The 18,510-nt window shown below is 69.9% G+C and carries 22 protein-coding genes; 18 read left to right on the forward strand and 4 right to left on the reverse strand.

What is annotated here, in order from left to right; genetic code table 11:
• Positions 1 to 49: 49 nt before the first annotated feature.
• From xdhC to G9Q37_RS01995, 5 genes are all read left to right on the forward strand, one after another.
• Positions 50 to 904 (forward strand): xanthine dehydrogenase accessory protein XdhC, encoded by an 855-nt coding sequence (gene xdhC, locus G9Q37_RS01975; protein WP_166223822.1) that lies wholly within the window; start codon positions 50 to 52, stop codon positions 902 to 904.
• A gap of 153 nt (positions 905 to 1,057) precedes the next feature.
• The gene (locus tag G9Q37_RS01980) at positions 1,058 to 2,263 is read left to right on the forward strand and encodes a urate hydroxylase PuuD (RefSeq protein ID WP_166223825.1); all 1,206 of its coding nucleotides are present in this window, start codon (positions 1,058 to 1,060) and stop codon (positions 2,261 to 2,263) included.
• Between the two features lie 25 nt (positions 2,264 to 2,288).
• Positions 2,289 to 2,945 (forward strand): HAD family hydrolase, encoded by a 657-nt coding sequence (locus G9Q37_RS01985; RefSeq protein ID WP_166223828.1) that lies wholly within the window; start codon positions 2,289 to 2,291, stop codon positions 2,943 to 2,945.
• Between the two features lie 10 nt (positions 2,946 to 2,955).
• Positions 2,956 to 3,327 (forward strand): Rieske (2Fe-2S) protein, encoded by a 372-nt coding sequence (locus tag G9Q37_RS01990; protein WP_166223831.1) that lies wholly within the window; start codon positions 2,956 to 2,958, stop codon positions 3,325 to 3,327.
• A gap of 14 nt (positions 3,328 to 3,341) precedes the next feature.
• Positions 3,342 to 4,316: a S49 family peptidase gene (locus G9Q37_RS01995; protein WP_166223833.1), complete on the forward strand. Its 975-nt coding sequence runs from the start codon at positions 3,342 to 3,344 to the stop codon at positions 4,314 to 4,316.
• Here G9Q37_RS01995 and galE read toward each other — a convergent pair.
• Both galE and G9Q37_RS02005 read right to left on the reverse strand, forming a co-directional pair.
• A complete protein-coding gene (galE, locus tag G9Q37_RS02000; protein WP_166223836.1) occupies positions 4,304 to 5,341 on the reverse strand; it encodes a UDP-glucose 4-epimerase GalE in 1,038 nt (345 codons plus the stop codon). The two genes, G9Q37_RS01995 and galE, sit on opposite strands and share 13 nt — an antisense overlap.
• Positions 5,338 to 6,756 carry a mannose-1-phosphate guanylyltransferase/mannose-6-phosphate isomerase gene (locus tag G9Q37_RS02005; RefSeq protein WP_166223839.1) on the reverse strand — a complete coding sequence of 473 codons (1,419 nt, stop codon included), beginning with the start codon at positions 6,754 to 6,756 and terminating at the stop codon, positions 5,338 to 5,340. Before G9Q37_RS02005 ends, galE begins: the two co-directional genes overlap by 4 nt.
• Before the next feature lie 126 nt (positions 6,757 to 6,882).
• Between G9Q37_RS02005 and galU the strand changes: the two genes are divergently transcribed.
• Positions 6,883 to 7,767: a UTP--glucose-1-phosphate uridylyltransferase GalU gene (gene galU / locus G9Q37_RS02010; RefSeq protein ID WP_166223842.1), complete on the forward strand. Its 885-nt coding sequence runs from the start codon at positions 6,883 to 6,885 to the stop codon at positions 7,765 to 7,767.
• Positions 7,768 to 7,783: 16 nt separating this feature from the next.
• On the opposite strand, the gene G9Q37_RS02015 is transcribed toward galU, so the two are convergent.
• Both G9Q37_RS02015 and G9Q37_RS02020 read right to left on the reverse strand, forming a co-directional pair.
• Entirely contained in the window at positions 7,784 to 8,557 is a 774-nt protein-coding gene (locus G9Q37_RS02015) for an SAM-dependent methyltransferase (RefSeq protein WP_166223845.1), read from the reverse strand.
• Entirely contained in the window at positions 8,554 to 9,153 is a 600-nt protein-coding gene (locus G9Q37_RS02020) for a Maf family protein (RefSeq protein ID WP_166223848.1), read from the reverse strand. The genes G9Q37_RS02015 and G9Q37_RS02020 overlap by 4 nt, the downstream gene beginning before the upstream one ends.
• 36 nt (positions 9,154 to 9,189) lie before the next feature.
• On the opposite strand from G9Q37_RS02020, the gene G9Q37_RS02025 reads away from it, so the two are divergent.
• The 12 genes from G9Q37_RS02025 (at position 9,190) to G9Q37_RS02080 (ending at position 18,497) form a co-directional block, all read left to right on the forward strand.
• The gene (locus tag G9Q37_RS02025) at positions 9,190 to 9,777 is read left to right on the forward strand and encodes a YceD family protein (protein WP_166223851.1); all 588 of its coding nucleotides are present in this window, start codon (positions 9,190 to 9,192) and stop codon (positions 9,775 to 9,777) included.
• Between the two features lie 99 nt (positions 9,778 to 9,876).
• The gene (gene rpmF, locus G9Q37_RS02030; RefSeq protein ID WP_011794326.1) at positions 9,877 to 10,059 is read left to right on the forward strand and encodes a 50S ribosomal protein L32; all 183 of its coding nucleotides are present in this window, start codon (positions 9,877 to 9,879) and stop codon (positions 10,057 to 10,059) included.
• Between the two features lie 120 nt (positions 10,060 to 10,179).
• The gene (plsX, locus tag G9Q37_RS02035; protein WP_166223854.1) at positions 10,180 to 11,238 is read left to right on the forward strand and encodes a phosphate acyltransferase PlsX; all 1,059 of its coding nucleotides are present in this window, start codon (positions 10,180 to 10,182) and stop codon (positions 11,236 to 11,238) included.
• Between the two features lie 41 nt (positions 11,239 to 11,279).
• On the forward strand, positions 11,280 to 12,257 hold the full coding sequence (locus tag G9Q37_RS02040; protein WP_166223857.1) for a beta-ketoacyl-ACP synthase III: 978 nt from the start codon (positions 11,280 to 11,282) through the stop codon (positions 12,255 to 12,257).
• Positions 12,258 to 12,303: 46 nt separating this feature from the next.
• Positions 12,304 to 13,254 (forward strand): ACP S-malonyltransferase, encoded by a 951-nt coding sequence (gene fabD, locus G9Q37_RS02045; protein WP_166223862.1) that lies wholly within the window; start codon positions 12,304 to 12,306, stop codon positions 13,252 to 13,254.
• 13 nt (positions 13,255 to 13,267) lie between these two features.
• Positions 13,268 to 14,029, forward strand: a complete 762-nt coding sequence (gene fabG, locus G9Q37_RS02050; RefSeq protein ID WP_166223864.1) for a 3-oxoacyl-ACP reductase FabG — start codon at positions 13,268 to 13,270, stop codon at positions 14,027 to 14,029.
• 86 nt (positions 14,030 to 14,115) lie between these two features.
• Complete coding sequence (gene acpP / locus G9Q37_RS02055) at positions 14,116 to 14,355, forward strand: acyl carrier protein (RefSeq protein WP_166223867.1); 240 nt, start codon at positions 14,116 to 14,118, stop codon at positions 14,353 to 14,355.
• Between the two features lie 7 nt (positions 14,356 to 14,362).
• On the forward strand, positions 14,363 to 15,607 hold the full coding sequence (gene fabF / locus G9Q37_RS02060; RefSeq protein WP_166223870.1) for a beta-ketoacyl-ACP synthase II: 1,245 nt from the start codon (positions 14,363 to 14,365) through the stop codon (positions 15,605 to 15,607).
• A gap of 15 nt (positions 15,608 to 15,622) precedes the next feature.
• A complete protein-coding gene (locus tag G9Q37_RS02065; protein WP_166223873.1) occupies positions 15,623 to 16,075 on the forward strand; it encodes a hypothetical protein in 453 nt (150 codons plus the stop codon).
• A 40-nt stretch (positions 16,076 to 16,115) separates the two neighbouring features.
• Entirely contained in the window at positions 16,116 to 16,757 is a 642-nt protein-coding gene (gene rpoE / locus G9Q37_RS02070) for an RNA polymerase sigma factor RpoE (protein WP_166223876.1), read from the forward strand.
• A gap of 26 nt (positions 16,758 to 16,783) precedes the next feature.
• Entirely contained in the window at positions 16,784 to 17,446 is a 663-nt protein-coding gene (locus G9Q37_RS02075; RefSeq protein WP_166223879.1) for a sigma-E factor negative regulatory protein, read from the forward strand.
• Positions 17,436 to 18,497 (forward strand): MucB/RseB C-terminal domain-containing protein, encoded by a 1,062-nt coding sequence (locus tag G9Q37_RS02080; RefSeq protein ID WP_166223882.1) that lies wholly within the window; start codon positions 17,436 to 17,438, stop codon positions 18,495 to 18,497. The genes G9Q37_RS02075 and G9Q37_RS02080 overlap by 11 nt, the downstream gene beginning before the upstream one ends.
• The last annotated feature ends 13 nt before the right edge of the window (positions 18,498 to 18,510 follow it).

Here is an 18,510-nt window from a genome sequence, read left to right on the forward strand (position 1 = left end):
GCCCATACTTGTCGGCGCTGAAGCCCTCTTACAGATCCATACAGCTTCCATGTCTTTGACGCCACACCCCACGGCCGACCTGCATACTTTTTTATGCCAGCTGCGCGGTGCGCCGGCGGTGCTGGTGTCGGTGCGCGAGACCCGCGGCTCCGTGCCCCGGGGCGTCGGCGCCTGGATGGCGGTGTTCGACCACACGGTCGTGGGCACCATCGGCGGCGGACAGCTCGAATGGAACGCGATCCGCCAGGCGCGCGAAGCGCTCGCGCGACGTGCGGTGGGTACGGTTGTGCAATCGGTCACGCTCGGGCCTTCGCTGGGCCAGTGCTGCGGCGGCGCGCTGAGCCTGGCCTACGAGCCGGTCGACGCCACGCAGGCCGACGCGCTTGCGCAGCGCCTGGGCGCGGGCGGTCAGCCGGTGGCGCTGTTCGGCGGCGGCCACGTGGGGCGGGCCATCGTGCAGGCGCTCGCGCCGCTGCCCTTCGAGCTGACCTGGATCGACAGCCGCGACGAGGTGTTTCCCGAGACGCTGCCCTTTGGCGTGCGGGCCGAGCATTCGGCGCCGGTGCAGGGCGCGGTGCCGGGCCTGGCCGCGGGCTCGCACGTGCTGATCATGAGCTTCTCGCACGCCGAAGACCTGGACATCGTCGCGGCCTGCCTCGAACGGCTGCGCCGCACCGACGACCTGGGCTTCGTCGGCCTGATCGGCAGTCGCACCAAATGGGCCACCTTCCGCCGCCGCCTGGGCGAACGCGGGTTCGATGACGCGCTGCTCGCGCGCATCACCTGCCCGATCGGCCTGCCCGGCATCGCGGGCAAGGAGCCCGCGGTGATCGCGGCCGCGGTGGCGGCACAACTGTTGCTCGCGCAGAACGCATCCACGCCGGGGTCGTCGCGGGCGCGCTGAGCCGATACACTCCGGGCCGTCTGTGGTCGCAGCGGAGCCGGTGCCCACCCGCAAGGGGCGCGCACCGTGTATCGCGGCCCTCGGTCGGCTCAGAGCGCCCGCGGTGGTGAGTCGAACAACGCGACGGCGTCGGTCCGTCCACAACGAGGTGCCATGGAAACCTACCTGCTCGATTGGGCCAACCTGCTGTTGCGCTGGCTGCATGTGATCGTGGCCATCGCCTGGATCGGCTCGTCCTTTTATTTCGTCTTCCTCGACAGCAGCCTCACGCCGCCCGAAGACGAGGGCCTGCGCCGCGACGGGGCGACCGGCGAACTCTGGGCGGTGCACGGCGGCGGCTTCTACCACCCGGTGAAGTACGCGGTGTCGCCGCCCAAGCTGCCCGGGCACCTGCACTGGTTCTACTGGGAAAGCTATTCCACCTGGTTGTCGGGTTTTGCGCTGTTCCTGGTCTCTTATCTCTGGAGCCCCAAGGTCTATCTGATCGACCCGCAGGTGCACGCCTGGTCGCCGCCCGCGGCGATCGCCACGGCGCTGGCCTTCCTGGTGGTGTTCTGGCTCGCCTACGACGCCATCTGCCGCACCCTGGGCCGCACGAAGAACGGCGACGCCAAGGTGGGCGCGGCGGTGGCCCTGCTGGTGGCCGCGGCGGCGCTGCTCGCGACCTCGCTGTTCGCGGGCCGCGCGGCCTTCCTGCTGGTGGGCGCGATGATCGCCACGGCCATGAGCGCCAACGTGTTCTTCTGGATCATCCAGGGCCAGCGCAAGGTGGTGGCCGCGCTCAAGGCGGGCCAGCCGGTCGACCCGATCCACGGCCAGCGCGGCAAGCAGCGCAGCGTGCACAACACCTACTTCACGCTGCCCGTGCTGTTTGCGATGCTGAGCAACCACTACAGCTTCACCTACGCGCACCCGCACAATGGCTGGGTGCTGATCGGCATGATGGCCGCGGGCGCGGCGATCCGGCAGTTCTTCGTGCTACGCCACGGCTTCAAGCTCGGCCGCAACCCGCACCCCTGGCCCTACGCGGCCGCGGGCGTGGTGCTGCTGCTGGGGCTGATCGTGTGGCTGCGTCCGGCACCGGTGGCGCCCGCGTCCAGCGCAACGGCCGCGGCGCCGGTGAGCGCGGCCGCGGTGCAGGCGGTGCTGGCGCAGCGCTGTGTGATGTGCCACGGCGAGGCCTTGCAGTCCAAGGGCGTGCGACTCGATTCGCCGGCCGAACTGCAGCGCCACGCGCAGGCGGTCTACCAGCAGGCCGTGGTCACGAAGCAGATGCCCATGAACAACGCCACCGGCATCACCGACGCCGAGCGCGCGCTCATCGGCCAGTGGTTTCTGGCGGGCGCCAAGGCCGACTGAGCGCCGGGCGTGGCACCATCGCCGCATGCCACGCCAATTCGACCTCATTGCCTTCGACTGGGACGGCACGCTCTACGACTCCACGGCCATCATCGCGCGCTGCATCCAGCGCGCGGTGGCCGACGTGGGCGGCACCGTGCCCACGCGCGAGCAGGCCAGCTACGTGATCGGCATGGGCCTGATGCAGGCCCTGGCCCACGCCGCGCCCGACGTGCCCCCCGAGCTGTACCCGCGCCTGGGCGAGCGCTACCGCCACCACTACATCGCGCACCAGAACGACCTCAGCCTGTTCGAGGGCGTGCTGCCCATGCTGGATGCGCTCAAGGCGCGCCAGCAGCTGCTCACCGTGGCCACCGGCAAGAGCCGGCGCGGGCTCGACGAGGTGCTGCGCAGCGTGGAACTCGTGGGCGTGTTCGACGGTTCACGCACCGCCGACGAGACCGCGGGCAAGCCCGACCCGCTGATGCTGCGCGAGTTGATGTCCGAGTTCGGCGTGCCGCCCGAGCGCACGCTGATGATCGGCGACACCACGCACGACCTGCAGATGGCGCTCAACGCCGGCTGCGCGAGCGTGGGCGTGAGCTACGGCGCGCACGAGCCCGACGCCTTCCACGCGCTCGCACCGCGCCATGTGGCGCACTCGGTGCGCGAGCTGCACGACTGGCTGATCGCCAACACCTGAAGGCTGCCGCATGCCCACCGACGACCTCATTCCGCTGTGCAACAGCCGCGATCTGGTCGATGGCGGCCAGGCGGTGTCTTTCGATGTGAACTACGCGGGCCAGACCTGCCGCGCCTTCGTGGTGCGCTACCGCGGCCGCACCCACGCCTACCTGAACCGCTGCACCCACGTGGCCATGGAGATGGACTGGCAACCCGACCGCTTCTTCGACGACAGCGGCCAGTGGCTGCTGTGCGCCACGCACGGCGCCGCATACGCGCCCGACACCGGCGAATGCCGCGGCGGGCCGTGCCGCGGCGGGCTCTTCAAGATCGAGACCGAGGAGCACGATGGCGTGGTGCACTGGCGGTCACAATACCACCTCAAACCCGTCGAATTCTGAGAAACGAGAGCGCCATGAACGAGGATTTCAACGCCACCGGCACCCCGCGTCCCGCGGGCGTTCCCTGGGAGCGCGAAGCGATCGAGAAACTGCTGTTCGCGCAATTGAAGGAGCAGCGCGCCGCGCGCCGCTGGCGGCTGTTCTTCCGCTTCGCCTGGCTGCTGGTGATCGGCGCTTTCGTGTGGCTGGCGATCAAGGCCGAGGGCATGGCCACGAACCAGGTGTCCACGCCGCACACCGCGGTGATCGCCGTCTCCGGCACCATCGCCGCCGGCGCCGAGGCCAGCGCCGAGAACGTGCTGCCGGCGCTCAAGTCGGCGTTCGAGGACCAGGGCGCGCAGGCCGTGGTGCTGCTCATCAACTCGCCCGGGGGCAGTCCGGTGCAGGCCGGCATCATCAACGACGAGATCCACCGCCTGAAGGCGCTGCACAACAAGAAGGTGTACGCGGTGGTGGAGGAAACCTGCGCGTCGGCGGCGTACTACATCGCGGCCGCGGCCGACGACATCTACGTCGACAAGGCCAGCCTCGTGGGCAGCATCGGCGTGCTCATGGACGGCTTCGGATTCACCGGCCTGATGGACAAGCTCGGCATCGAGCGCCGGCTCATGACCGCGGGCCAGAACAAGGCCATGCTCGATCCCTTCAGCCCGCAGGACCCGGCGCAGAAGGCCTACCTGCAAAGCATGCTCGAAGAAATCCACCAGCAGTTCATCGCGGTGGTCAAGAAGGGCCGCGGCGACCGCCTCAAGGAAAGCCCCGACACCTTCAGCGGCCTGGTCTGGAGCGGCCAGCAGGCCGTGAACATCGGCCTCGCCGACGGTCTGGGCAACCTCGACCACGTGGCGCGCGAGGTGGTCAAGGCCGAAGAGATCGTCGACTACACGCAGCGCGAAAACCTGGGCCTGCGCCTGGCGCGCCGCTTCGGTGCGAGCATCGGTGAAGGCGCGTTCCGCGCGGCGCAGAGCGCCGGCCTTCAGCTGCGGTAACCGCGCGGGTTCTGGTGCTGCCAGCGCCAGGCGTCGGCGCACATTTCGTCGAGCGTGTGGCGCGCCTGCCAGCCCAGCAGGCGCTGCGCCAGCGAGGCGTCGGCCCAGCACTGGGCCACGTCGCCTGCGCGGCGCGGTCCGATGCGGTAAGGCACCGGCCGGCCGCTCGCGCGTTCGAACGCGGCCACCACTTCGAGCACGCTGTGGCCGCGGCCCGTGCCCAGGTTGACGGTGAAGCTCTCGCCCTGGCCCAGCAGGGCCTGCAGCGCGGCCACGTGGCCGCGCGCCAGATCCATCACGTGGATGAAGTCGCGCACGCCGGTGCCGTCGGGCGTGGGGTAGTCGCCGCCGAACACGCCGAGCTGCTCGCGCACGCCCACGGCCACCTGGGCCACGTAGGGCATGAGGTTGTTCGGAATGCCCGCGGGGTCTTCGCCGATCAGGCCGCTGGGGTGTGCACCCACGGGGTTGAAGTAGCGCAGCGTGCCGATGCGCCACTGCGGCTGCGCGTGGCGCAGCGCGGTGAGCATGTCCTCGATGACCAGCTTGGTGTGGCCATAGGGGTTGGTGTGGCTGCGCGGGAAGTCTTCGGTGATGGGCACGCGCGCGGGATCGCCGTAGACCGTGGCGCTGCTGGAGAACACCAGCGTGGGCGCGGGCCCGCCGGCCTGGGCCGCGTCGCCCATGGCCTGCAGCAGGCTGGTGGCGCCGCCGAGGTTGTTGCGGTAGTACTTGAGCGGGTCGGCCACGCTTTCGCCCACGGCCTTGTCGCCCGCGAAGTGCACCACGCCGACCGGGCGGTGGCGTTGCAGCACCTCGAGCACCCAGGCCTGGTCGAGCACGTCGCCGCGCTCCAGGGCCATGGTGCGGCCCGTGATCTGCTTCAGGCGTTCGAGCACCACGGGGTGGCTGTTGGCGAAGTTGTCGAGGATCACGGGCTCGAAGCCGGCCTCGATCAGGGCGACCGCGGTGTGGCTGCCGATGTAGCCCGCGCCCCCCGTGAGCAGGATGGTCTTGTGGTTCATGCGGATTTGGGTTCGCGGCCGTAGCGGTCTTCGAGCCGGACAATGTCGTCCTCGCCCAGGTAGGCGCCCGATTGCACCTCGATCATTTCGAGCTCCATCTTGCCGGGGTTGTGCAGGCGGTGCACCTCGCCGATGGGGATGTAGGTGGACTGGTTCTCGGACATCAGGAACACGTCCTGGCCGCGCGTGACCTCGGCCGTGCCGCGCACCACGATCCAGTGCTCGGCGCGGTGGTGGTGCTTCTGCAGGCTCAGCGAAGCGCCGGGCTTCACGCCGATGCGCTTGACCTGGAATCGCTCGCCCATGTCGATGCTGTCGTACCAGCCCCAGGGCCGGGCGACGCGGCGGTGCGTGGCGGCCTGCGGCACGTCCTGTTTGGCGAGGTGGGCCACCACGTCCTTGACCTGCTCGGCATGGTCGCGCTGGGCCACCAGCAGCGCGTCGGGCGTGTCGATGATCAGCAGGTCTTGTGTGCCCAGCGCCACCACCGGCCGGTGCGGCGCGTGGATGAAGGTGTTGCGGGCCTGCAGCGCATGGCCGTGGCCTTGCACGCGGTTGCCGGCGGTGTCGGCGGGCGCGAGGTCGGCCACCGCGTTCCAGCTGCCCACGTCGCTCCACTGGCCCTGGAAGGGCACCACGGCGACGTCGTCGTGCGGCTCCATCACGGCGTAGTCGATGCTCTGCGAGCGGCAGGCGAGAAAGGCCTCGGGCTGCGGGCGTACGAGTGCGATGCGCGCGATGGTTTCGGTGGTGGCGCCCGCCATGGCCTGCTCGCAGGCGGCCAGGATGTCGGGCGCATGGCGCTGCAGCGCGGCCTTGAGCGCGCTGGCCGTGACCAGGAAGATGCCCGCGTTCCAGAGCACACCGCCGCGCAGCAGCAGCTCGGCCGCGGCGGCAGGCTGGGGCTTCTCGATGAAGCGCGCCACGCGCCGGCTGCCGTCGGCGCGCGGCTCGCCCTGCTCGATGTAGCCGTAGGCACTGCTCGGGAAGGTGGGCACCACGCCGAAGGTGACGATGGCGCCGGCCTCGGCGGCCGCCACGCCCTGGCGCACGGTTTCGCCGAAGGCCACGGGATCGGGGATGTGGTGGTCGGAGGGGCAGAACAGCAGCAGCGCATCGCTGCCGGCCTGCAGCGCGGCCAGGGCCATGGCCGCGGCGGTGTTGCGCGCCGCGGGCTCGAGCACCACCGTGCCGCGCTGGCCCGCGCGTTCGATCTCGTCGGCCACCAGGAAGCGGTGGTCTTCCGAGGCCACGCACAAGGCCGGCTGGCCGCACCAGGCCAGGCGTTCGAGTGTCAACCGCAGCAAGGATTTGTCACCGACCAGGGGCACGAACTGCTTGGGCAGGCTTTGGCGCGATAGCGGCCACAGGCGGGTGCCGGAGCCGCCGCACAGCACGACAGGGGTGATGTTCATGGAAATGTTCTGTTTCAGCTTCGCTGCACGAAGCGGTGCGTTTTGCCCCGCGCGGCAGGGGATCGACTTAAGCCGTCGGTATTATGGGTGACTTGTTTGACAGGCAATGCCGAAATATTCCACACCATGACGATCCGAAAAGCCGTGTTTCCCGTGGGTGGCCTGGGCACCCGGTTCCTGCCCGCCACCAAGGCCATTCCCAAGGAAATGCTGCCGGTGGTGGACAAACCGCTGATGCAGTACGCGGTGGAAGAGGCCTACGCGGCCGGCATCCGCGAGATGATCTTCGTCACCGGCCGCAACAAGCGCGCGATCGAGGACCACTTCGACGTGGCCTATGAGCTCGAGACCGAACTCGAGGCGGCCGGCAAGGGCGCGCTGCTCGAACTGGTCACCTCGATCAAGCCCGACGACATGGACTGCTTCTACGTGCGCCAACCGCGCGCCCTGGGCCTGGGCCATGCGGTGCTGTGCGCCGAGCGATTGGTGGGCAACGAGCCCTTCGCCGTGCTGCTGGCCGACGACCTGATGATCGGCCGCGAGCAGATGTCGGGCGGACCGACGGTGCTGGCGCAGATGGTGCAGGCCTACGCGCAGAGCCCCGGCACCGTGCTCGCGGTGCAGGACGTGCCGCGCGCCGAAACCCGGCGCTACGGCGTGGTCGACGTGCACGGCGTGAACGCGACGCTGGCCGAGGTGTTCGGCATGGTCGAAAAACCCGCGCCCGAGAAAGCGCCGTCCACGCTCGCCGTCGCAGGCCGCTACATCCTCACGCCCGCGGTGTTCGAGAGCATCCGCCAGCAGCCGCGCGGCGCCGGCGGCGAGATCCAGCTCACCGACGGCATTGCGGCGCTGATCGGCAAGGAGCGCGTGCAGGCCTTCCGCTACGACGGCCGGCGCTACGACTGCGGCAGCAAGGAAGGCTTCCTCGAAGCCACCATCGACCTCGCGCTGGCCAACCCGGCGCTCAGCGAGGCGGTGCGCGCCCACCTGCAGCGCGTGATGGCCTGATCGGGCACGCGCCGCCTCAGGGCCCGAACAGGAACACCGCGGGCAGCGACAGCGGCAGCCCCTCGCGCCAGCCGGGGTGCTGGCGCCACTGGGCCACGAGCGCGCTGCGCACCGACTGCTGCGGCAGCCCCAGGCCGCAGGCCACGGCCAGCCGCGAGGCCGGCGACAGTTGTTCGAGCAGCGCCTGCAGCAGCGCGGCGTTGCGGTAGGGCGTTTCGATGAGGATCTGCGTCTGGCCCGTGCGTGCGGCGCTGGCGTCGAGTTCGCGCAGGCGCTTCGCGCGCGCCGCCGCGTCCTGCGGCACGTAGCCCACGAAGGCGAAGTGCTGGCCATTGAGGCCGCTGGCCGCCAGCGCGAGCATCAGTGACACCGGTCCCACCAGCGGCAGCACCGGCAGGCCCAGTGCATGGGCGGCGCGCACCACGCTGCTGCCCGGATCGGCCACCGCGGGCATGCCCGCTTCGCTCAGCAGGCCGATGTCGTGGCCCTGCAGCGCCGGGGCGAGCAGGGCCTTGGCGGCGGCGTCGAGCGCGTGGCCGTTGTGGTCGCCCTGCTTGTGCGCCTGCCGCGGCAGTTCGCTGATCTGCTGCGCCTGCAGCGGCGCGGCCAGCGGGCTCAGGCCGTCCACGCGCTTGAGGAAGGCGCGGGCGCTCTTGGCGTTCTCCGCGATCCAGTGCGTGAGCCGAGCGGCCGTGGCGATGGTCTCGGCCGGCAGGGCCTGCGCCAGGGTTTGGGGCTCGGCGCCGAAATCGAGCGGCGTCGGCACCAGGTAGAGGCGGCCGGGCGTCATGGCAGGCGCAGGCCGGCGGCGCGCAGCAGGCGGCAGGTGCGGATCAGCGGCAGGCCGATCAGCGCTGTGGGGTCGTCGCTGTCGATGCGCTCGAGCAGGGCGATGCCCAGGCCCTCGCTCTTGGCACTGCCGGCGCAGTCGTAGGGCTTTTCGGCGCGCAGGTAGCGCTCGATCTCGGCGTCATCGAGATCTCGAAAGCGCACACGCACGGGCGCGAGCTCGCTGGCCTCGAAGCCGCTCTCGTGGCACACCACCGAGAGCGCGGTCTGGAACACCACGGTCTGGCCGCGCATGCGGCGCAGCTGTTCGACCGCGCGTTCGTGCGTGCCGGGCTTGCCCAGCGGCTCACCGTTCAGGTCGGCCACCTGGTCGCTGCCGATCACCACCGCCGCCGGCCGTTGCCGGGCCACGGCACGGGCCTTGGCGAGCGCGAGCCGCCGGGCCAGGGCCTCGGGGGTTTCGCCGGCCAGCGGGGTTTCATCGACGCCCGGGCCGAGCACGTCAAAGGGCAATCCCAGGCGCTGCAGCAGCTCGCGGCGGTAGCGGGACGTGGAGCCGAGCACCAGGGCCCGGGAGGAGGAGGGGGAGGTGGACATGGGCGTATTGTGAAGACCCCTCCCTACAATCGCCGGATGCCTTCCGCCCAGAAGCCCTCGACGGGCCCTTTCAATCCGCGCCGCTTCGACGCCCTGCGCTTCGCCCAGGCCGCGGCCACGCTGGACGGCGAACTGCCGCTGGCCGACCTGAAGCGCCTGGCCCCCGACCTGCAGGCGCCGCTCGCGCCCGACGCGCGGGTGTACTGGTCGGCCCGCGGCGAATGGCGCGACGGCCCCACCGGGTCGGGCCCCCAGCCCTGGCTGCACCTGCAGGTGCGCGCCGTGGTGCCACTGGCCTGCCAGCGCTGCCTGGGCGCGGTCGACACCGAGTTGCTGGTCGACCGCTGGTTCCGCTTCGTGGCCGACGAAGCGGCCGCCGAGGCCCAGGACGACGACGCCGAGGAAGACCTGCTCGCGCTCGAGCCGCGGCCCGATCTGTTCGAGGTGATCGAGGACGAGCTGATCATGGCGCTGCCGCTGGTGCCCATGCACGAAGCCTGCCCGGAAACGCCCGCCGCGCTGCAAGGCGCGGCAGCGCCGGCGGAGGCCGCGGCGCCCGAACGGCCGAACCCTTTTGCGGCCCTGCAGCAGCTCAAGGGCCGCAAGCCCGGGGACGGTTCGTGAAGCCTGGCTTGGACGGTCCGATCCGATCGGGCTATAATGCTTGGCTTTGCGCCAGGGCGGGCCACTTCCGTCCCAGTCCAACATTCCCAGGAGCCCAACATGGCCGTCCAGCAAAACAAAAAGTCGCCCTCCAAGCGTGGCATGCACCGTTCGCACAACGCGCTGACCGTGCCCGGCATCGCCGTCGAGCCCACCACCGGCGAAACGCACCTGCGTCACCACATCAGCCCCAACGGCTTCTACCGCGGCCGTCAGGTGCTCAAGAACAAATCCGAAGCCTGACCCTCGGGCTGACCGGCGGGCGCGCGCTGGCGTGCCCTCGGACTCACGGAGACACGGGCCCGCATGCGGGCCTTTTTCATTACAACAAGGGCGTTGCGCGCGCCCGTTCGGGATGTTGAGATGATCACCGTCGCTGTGGATTGCATGGGGGGAGACGTCGGTCCGGGGGCCACCCTGCCGGCGTGTGCGGCCTTCCTGAAAGCCCAGCCCGATGCCCGCCTGCTGCTGGTGGGGCGTCCCGATGCCTTGCGCGACGGGTCGGGGCTGCTCGACCACCCCCGCGTGTCGCTGGTGCCCGCCAGCGAGGTGGTGAGCATGGACGATCCGATCGAGATTGCGCTGCGCCGCAAGAAGGACTCGTCCATGCGCGTGGCGATCCAGCAAGTCAAGGACGGACATGCGCAGGCAGCCGTGTCGGCCGGCAACACCGGCGCGCTGATGGCCATCGCGCGTTACCTGCTCAAGACGCTCGACGGCATCGAGCGCCCCGCGATCGCGACCCAGATGCCCAATGCGGCGGGCGGCGCCACCACGGTGCTCGACCTCGGCGCCAACGTCGACTGCAGCGCCGAGCACCTGCTGCAGTTCGCGGTCATGGGCTCGGCCCTGGTGGCCGCCATCACCGGCCGCGACGCGCCCTCGGTCGGCCTGCTCAACGTGGGTGAAGAGGTCATCAAGGGCAGCGAGGTCATCAAGCAGGCCGGCCAGCTGCTGCGCGCGGCGAGCCTCTCGGGAGACCTCAATTTCCACGGCAACGTGGAAGGCAACGACATCTTCAAGGGCACCACTGACATCGTGGTGTGCGACGGTTTCGTGGGCAACGTGGCCTTGAAGGCCAGCGAAGGCCTGGCGTCGATGATCGCCGGCTTCATCCGCGAGGAGTTCACGCGCAGCCCCTGGCGCAAGCTCAGCGCGCTGGTGGCCATGCCGGTGCTCAACGCCTTCCGCGACCGCGTGGACCACCGCCGCTACAACGGCGCGGCACTGCTGGGCCTGCAGGGCCTGGTCTTCAAGAGCCACGGATCGGCCGACGCCTTCGCTTTCGAACACGCGCTGGCGCGCGCTTATGATGCGGCCTCCCGCGGCCTGCTCGACAACGTCCGGCAGCGCATCGCCCGTGCCAGACCGCTGCTCTCGCCCGAGACCCTGAGCGAACTCGGCAACATCCCGACCATCTGAGCGACTCCCTGGAGCCTCTCTCTGAGCGAACCCCGCCCGGCATGACCCGTTTCTCCCGCATCACCGGCACCGGCAGCCACCTGCCGCCGCGCCGACTCACCAACGACGACATGGTGGCCCTGCTGGCCCCGCGCGGCGTCGAGACCAGCGACCAGTGGATCATCGAGCGCACCGGCATCCGCGCCCGACACTTCGCCGACGATGGCGTGTTCGCGAGCGACCTCGGCGTGCTCGCGGCGCGCGCAGCGCTCGAGGCCGCGGGCCGCGAGGCCAGCGACATCGATCTGATCGTGGTGGCCACGTCCACGCCCGACATGGTGTTCCCGTCGACCGCCGCCATCATCCAGAACAAGCTCGGCATCGCTGGCTGCCCCGCCTTCGACGTGCAGGCCGTGTGCAGCGGCTTCGTGTACGCGCTCACCGTGGCCGACGCGATGATCCGCACCGGCAGCGCGAACCGCGCGCTCGTGATCGGCACCGAGATCTTCTCGCGCCTGCTCAACTTCGACGACCGCACCACCTGCGTGCTGTTCGGCGACGGTGCGGGCGCCGTGGTGCTCGAGGCGTCCGACACGCCGGGCATTCTCGCGAGCGACCTGCACGCGGACGGCAAGCACGTCGGCATCCTGTGCGTGCCCGGCCATGTGTCGGGCGGTCAGGTCCTCGGCGATCCGCTGCTCAAGATGGATGGCCAGGCGGTGTTCAAGCTCGCGGTGGGTGTGCTCGAGAGCGCGGCGCGCGCCGTGCTCGACAAGGCCGGCCGCACCGACGCCGACATCGACTGGCTGATTCCCCACCAGGCCAACATCCGCATCATGCAGGGCACGGCCAAGAAGCTGAAGCTGCCGCTGGACAAGCTGGTGGTCACCGTGGACGAACACGGCAACACCTCGGCGGCGTCCATCCCGCTCGCGCTCGACCATGCGGTGCGCGCGGGCAAGGTCAAGGCCGGCGACACCGTCATGCTCGAGGGCGTGGGCGGTGGCTTCACCTGGGGCGCGGTGCTGCTCGATTTCTGAGCCCGCCGCGCACCCGCGATCCGACAACCACAGAGACAAGCGAACGATGAAACCCTTTGCATTCGTGTTCCCCGGCCAGGGATCGCAGGCCGTGGGCATGCTCGACGCGTGGGGCGACCACCCCGCGGTGGCCGAGACCCTGCGCGAAGCTTCCGAGGCGCTCGGCGAAGACGTGGCCAAGCTCATTCACGAAGGCCCGAAAGAAGCCCTGGCGCTCACCACCAACACCCAGCCCGTAATGCTCGTGGCCGGTGTGGCCGCCTGGCGCGTGTGGCAGGCCGAAGGCGGCGCCACGCCAGCCGCGGTCGCCGGCCATTCGCTGGGCGAGTACTCGGCCCTGGTGGCCGCGGGCTCGCTCACGCTGGCACAGGCCGCGCCGCTGGTGCGCTTTCGCGCCGCCGCCATGCAGGACGCCGTGCCCGTGGGCACCGGCGCCATGGCCGCCATCCTCGGCATGGACGCACAGCAGGTGCAGGCCGGTTGCGCCGAGGTGCAGGCCGGCTTCGCGGCCGGCAGCGGCGAGGTGGTGGAAGCCGTGAACTTCAACGACCCGGTGCAGACCGTGATCGCGGGCAGCAAGGCCGCGGTGGAGAAGGCCTGCGAGGTGCTCAAGGCCAAGGGCGCCAAGCGCGCGCTGCCCTTGCCGGTGTCGGCGCCGTTCCATTCGAGCCTCATGAAACCCGCGGCCGAACGCCTGCGCGAAAAACTCGCACAGACCCCGCTGCTGACGCCGCAGATCCCGCTGGTCAACAACATCGACGTGGCGGTGGAAACCGACCCCGAACGCATCCGCGACGCGCTGTACCGTCAGGCCTTCGGCCCGGTGCGCTGGGTGGAGTGCGTGCAGGCGATCCGTGCGCGCGGCATCGACACCCTCGTCGAATGCGGGCCGGGCAAGGTACTGGCCGGCATGACCAAGCGCATCGACGCGTCGCTGCAAGGCGCGCCCCTGTTCGACCCGGCCACGCTGGGCGAGGTGAAGGCCCTGTTGGCCTGAGCGGAGAAAACCCATGTCTGAAGTGAAATTCGCGGGCCAGGTGGCCCTGGTCACGGGCGCCTCGCGCGGCATCGGCGCGGCCATCGCCCACGAGCTCGCCCAGCAAGGCCTGATCGTGGTCGGCACGGCGACCAGCGCCGAGGGCGCGGCCAAGCTCGACGCGGCCCTCAAGGCCGTGCCCGGCGCGGGCGCCGGCAGCCGCGGCGCGGTGCTCGACGTCAACGATGCGGCGGCGGCCGACGCGCTGGTCGACGAGATCGTGAAGACCCACGGCGCGCTGCACGTGCTGGTGAACAACGCCGGCATCACGCGCGACATGCTCGCCATGCGCCTCAAAGACGCCGACTGGGACGCCGTGCTCGACACCAACCTCAAGGCCGTGTTCCGTCTGAGCCGCGCCGTCATGCGGCCCATGATGAAGCAGCGCTACGGCCGCATCATCAGCATCACCAGCGTGGTGGGCGCGTCGGGCAATGCGGGCCAGGCCAATTACGCGGCCGCCAAGGCCGGCGTGGCCGGCATGACGCGCGCCCTGGCGCGCGAACTCGGCAGCCGCAACGTCACGGTCAACTGCGTGGCGCCGGGCTTCATCGAAACCGACATGACCGCCTCGCTGCCCGAAGAGCAACAGAAGGCGCTGCTCGGCCAGATCCCGCTGGGCCACCTGGGCAAGCCGGCCGACATCGCGCACGCGGTGGCCTTCCTCGCAAGCCCGCGCGCCAGCTACGTCACGGGGCAGGAGCTCCACGTCAACGGCGGCATGTTCATGGCCTGATGGGCGGGCATCCTGCCCCCTTCGGCCCCGTCATCATCCCCCGGCTAAAATGCCGGGCTGCATTCCAACCACCCTTTGAGGGACCTATGAGCGATATCGAAGCACGCGTCAAGAAGATCATTGCCGAACAACTCGGCGTGGAAGAAGGTCAGGTCACGAACGAGAAGGCCTTCGTCGCCGACCTCGGTGCCGACTCGCTGGACACGGTGGAACTCGTGATGGCCCTCGAAGACGAGTTCGGCATCGAGATCCCCGACGAAGAAGCCGAAAAGATCACCACGGTGCAGAACGCCATCGACTACGCGCTCAAGCACCAGAAGGCCTGATCCGCCCATGAGCCGACGTCGCGTTGTCGTGACCGGCCTGGGTTGCATCACCCCCGTGGGCAACACGGTGGCCGATGCCTGGGCCAACCTCATCGCCGGCCGTTCCGGCATCACCGCGATCACGAAGTTCGACGCGTCGAACATGGCGTGCCGCATCGCGGGTGAGGTCAAGGGGTTCGATCTCGAGTCCTACATGAGCGCCAAAGAGGCGCGCACCATGGACACCTTCATCCACTACGGCATCGCCGCCGCGCACCAGGCGGTGATCGACTCGGGCCTGCCCACGGGCGACGCCCTGGATGAAGAGACCGCCACCCGCATCGGCTGCATCATCGGCTCGGGCATCGGCGGTCTGCCGCTGATCGAAGAAACCCATTCCGAACTGGTCAACCGCGGCCCGCGCCGCATCTCGCCGTTCTTCGTGCCGGCCTCGATCATCAACATGATCTCGGGGCACGTGTCCATGCGCTTCGGCTTCAAGGGGCCGAACCTGGCGGTCGTGACGGCCTGCACCACCGGTCTGCACGCGATCGGTGAAGCGGCCCGCAAGATCGAGTACGGCGACGCCGACGTGATCGTGGCGGGTGGCTCCGAGGCCACGGTCTCGCCGCTGGGTGTGGGGGGCTTTGCCGCCATGCGCGCGCTGTCCACGCGCAACGACGACCCGGCCACGGCGTCCCGCCCCTGGGACAAGGACCGCGACGGCTTTGTGCTGGGCGAGGGCGCCGGTGTGATGGTGCTCGAAGAGTACGAACGCGCCAAGGCGCGTGGCGCGAAGATCTACGCCGAGCTCTCGGGCTACGGCATGAGCGCCGACGCCGGTCACATGACCGCGCCCAACATGGACGGCCCGCGCCGCGCCATGGTGAATGCGCTGCGCAACGCGGGCCTCAACGCCGACCAGGTCGACTACCTGAACGCCCACGGCACCTCGACGCCGCTGGGTGACGTCAACGAGTCCAGCGCCATCAAAGCCGCGCTGGGCGACCACGCGAAGAAGATGGTGGTGAGCTCGACCAAGTCCATGACCGGCCACCTGCTGGGTGGCGCGGGGGGTATCGAAAGCGTGTTCACCGTGCTCGCGGTGCACCACCAGCAGATCCCGCCGACGATCAACATCTTCAACCAGGACCCCGAGTGCGACCTCGACTACTGCGCCAACACGGCGCGGGATCGCAAGGTCGATGTGGCCGTGAAGAACAACTTCGGCTTCGGCGGCACCAACGGCACGCTGGTGTTCAAGCGCGTCTGAGCCCGGGCCGCCCGCATGCAGCACGCTCCATCGGTGACCTATCCGGTGGGGCGTTCTGCCGTCTGGGCAGGCGGCCTGGTCGTGCTCGCCCTGGCTTTGCCCACCTTGCTCGTCCTGAGCGCTCCGGGGCTGTCCTCGCTGGCCATCGGCGCGCTCGGGTCCGTTTGGCTGGGCTGGTGTGCGCTCGCCGGGCGCAGCCTGGCGCGACAGCCGTGCGGCTGGCTGTGCTACGGCGGGGGGGCGGTGGCGCGGCGCGATGGCGATGCGCCATGGCACTGGCGCGACGCGGCGGGCTTGCACGAGCGGCCATTGGCGGCGGTCCGGGTGGCGCTCGATCTGCAGCGCATCCTGCTGCTCGAGCTCGCGTCAGACACGGATGCGCCGCGCTGGCTCTGGCTCGACGCGGGCCGCGCGCCGGCCGACTGGCCGGCCCTGCGCCGTGCCGTGCGCGCCGCTACCCGGCCCTGAGCCGGGCCGGTGAGACCCCATCGGGTATAGTCCCGCGCGCATGATTCCGGAAGACCACACCGCTCCGCCGCCGCCCGACAGCGACGCCATGCTGGTGCAACGGACTCTGGCCGGCGAGCAGCGCGCCTACGACCTGCTGGTCATCAAGTACCAGCGCCGCGTCGAGCGCCTGATCGGGCGCATGGTCCGCGATGCCGATCTGGTCCAGGACATTGCCCAGGAAACCTTCATCCGCGCCTACCGCGCGCTGGCACAGTTCCGCGGTGACGCCCAGTTCTACACCTGGCTCTACCGCATCGCGGTGAACACCGCCAAGAAGCAGCTGCTCGAACTCAAGCGCGACCCGCTGGTCTACCAGTCACAGCTCAAATCCGCCGAGGACGATGAAACTTCCGCTCCGGAGCGCGAACTAAACCCCAACGTTGCCGACACCGAGACGCCTGAGGCGGTGCTGGCGAGCAAGGAAATCGCCAATGCGGTCAATGCCGCCATGGAGGCCTTGCCCGAAGAGTTGCGCATGGCCATCACCCTGCGCGAGATTGAAGGTCTGAGTTACGAAGAAATCGCCCAAGCCCTGGATTGCCCCATCGGGACGGTGCGCTCGCGCATCTTCCGGGCGCGCGAAGCCATCTCCGCGCGCATCAAGCCCTTGCTTGATCGGCAGTCGGGCAAGCGCTGGTGAGTGTCTTGATCGCTGAGGTAGTCACGATGAACCCGCTGCACGAAAACCCTCACGCCGTCGCGCACGGCGAACCGGTGTCCGCTCTGTGCGACGGCGAGCTGGATGAGCAGGCGCTGAGCCGGCTGCTGGCCGCAGACGACGGCGAAACACAGGCCCGATGGCACCGGTACCAGCTGATCGGCGACGTGCTGCGGGGCCACAGCGCGGTGCTGCCGGCCAGCGCCCCGAGCGATTTCCTGGATCGCCTGCACGCGGGGCTGGCCGCCGATGCGCCGCTGCCGCGCCCGGTCATGGCGCCCGCGCCCGAGGTACCGCCCGCGCGCACCGAAGCGGCCAACGACGGCGTGTTCCGCTGGAAGATGGTCTCGGGTTTTGCGAGCGTGGTGGCCGTGGCTTCCATCGGCTGGAATCTGATGGGCACCACGGCGCCCGCCGTCCGCGCAGATGCCCAGCTGGTGCAGGCCGCGCCCGCTGCGCCGGCCGCCGCGCCGGCGGCCGCACCGGTGCTGGTCGCGGCGCCCACCGCCGAGCCGCGCCCGGTGGTGGTGTCCACGCCGCAGGGCCGCGTGATCCGCGACGCCGCACTCGAACGTCTGCTCGCGGAACACCGCCAGCACGGCGGCATGTCGGCGTTCCAGTCGTCCACGGGTTTCATCCGCAACGCCACCTATGACGCCGATGCCCGTTGATGCCCTGACCGTCGTCCGGCGCCCGCGGCCACTGCGTCTGCGCCGCTGGGGCGCTGCCCTCATCGTGTCGGCCTGCGCCGGATGGGCCAGCGCCCCCTTGATGGCGCAGACCTCGTCGAGCGGTGGCGCGGCACCCTTGCCCAGCACGCGCAGCGTCAACGACTGGCTGTCGCGCATGCACGAGGCCTCGCGCTACCGCGCCTACACGGGCACGCTGGTCGTGACCTCTGGCTCGGCCATGTCGGCCTCCAAGATCTGGCACGTGTGCGACGGCAACCAACAGATGGAGCGCGTCGAGATGTTGACCGGCGCGCCGCGCACGACCATGCGCCGCAACAACGAGGTCATCACCTTCGAGCCCGAAACCCGCAAGGCGGTGGTCGAGAAGCGCGAGTCGCTGGGCATGTTCCCCGACCTCGTGCGCACGCCCAAGAACGTGATCCCGCAGTTCTACGGGTCGCGTGAGATCGGGGCCCAGCGCGTGGCCGGCCACCTCGCCGACATGGTCGAAATCCTCCCTCGCGACGAATTCCGCTTCGGCTACCGCGTGTGGTCAGAGCAGAAGTCGGGCCTCGTGGTGAAGCTGCAGACCCTCGACAGCCGCGGCCGCGTGCTCGAGCAGGTGGCCTTCTCCGAACTCCAGCTCGACGCGCCCGTGAGCATGGACAAGCTCGCGCGCCTCATGAAGGACACGCGCGGCTACGAGGTGGTCAAGCCCACGATGCGCAAGACCACGCCGCAGGCCGAGGGCTGGCGCCTGAAGGAAACGGTGCCGGGCTTCGCGTCCATGAGCTGCCACACGCGCGATGCCGACGCCTCGACCCCGCCTGGCCAGGCGCCCATGCAGTGGGTGTTTTCCGATGGCCTGGCCTCGGTGTCGCTGTTCGTCGAACCCTTCGATGCCCAGCGCCATGGTCAGGAGGGTGAGGCCGCGCTCGGTGCGACCTACTCGGTGAGCCGCCGCGTGGGCGATCACTGGGTCACGGCGGTGGGCGAGGTGCCACCCGCCACGTTGCAGCGCTTTGCCCAGTCGCTCGAGCGCATTCCCTGATGCCCGACTGGCC

This window comes from Hydrogenophaga crocea, assembly GCF_011388215.1.
Classification (GTDB): Bacteria; Pseudomonadota; Gammaproteobacteria; order Burkholderiales; family Burkholderiaceae_C; genus Hydrogenophaga; species Hydrogenophaga crocea.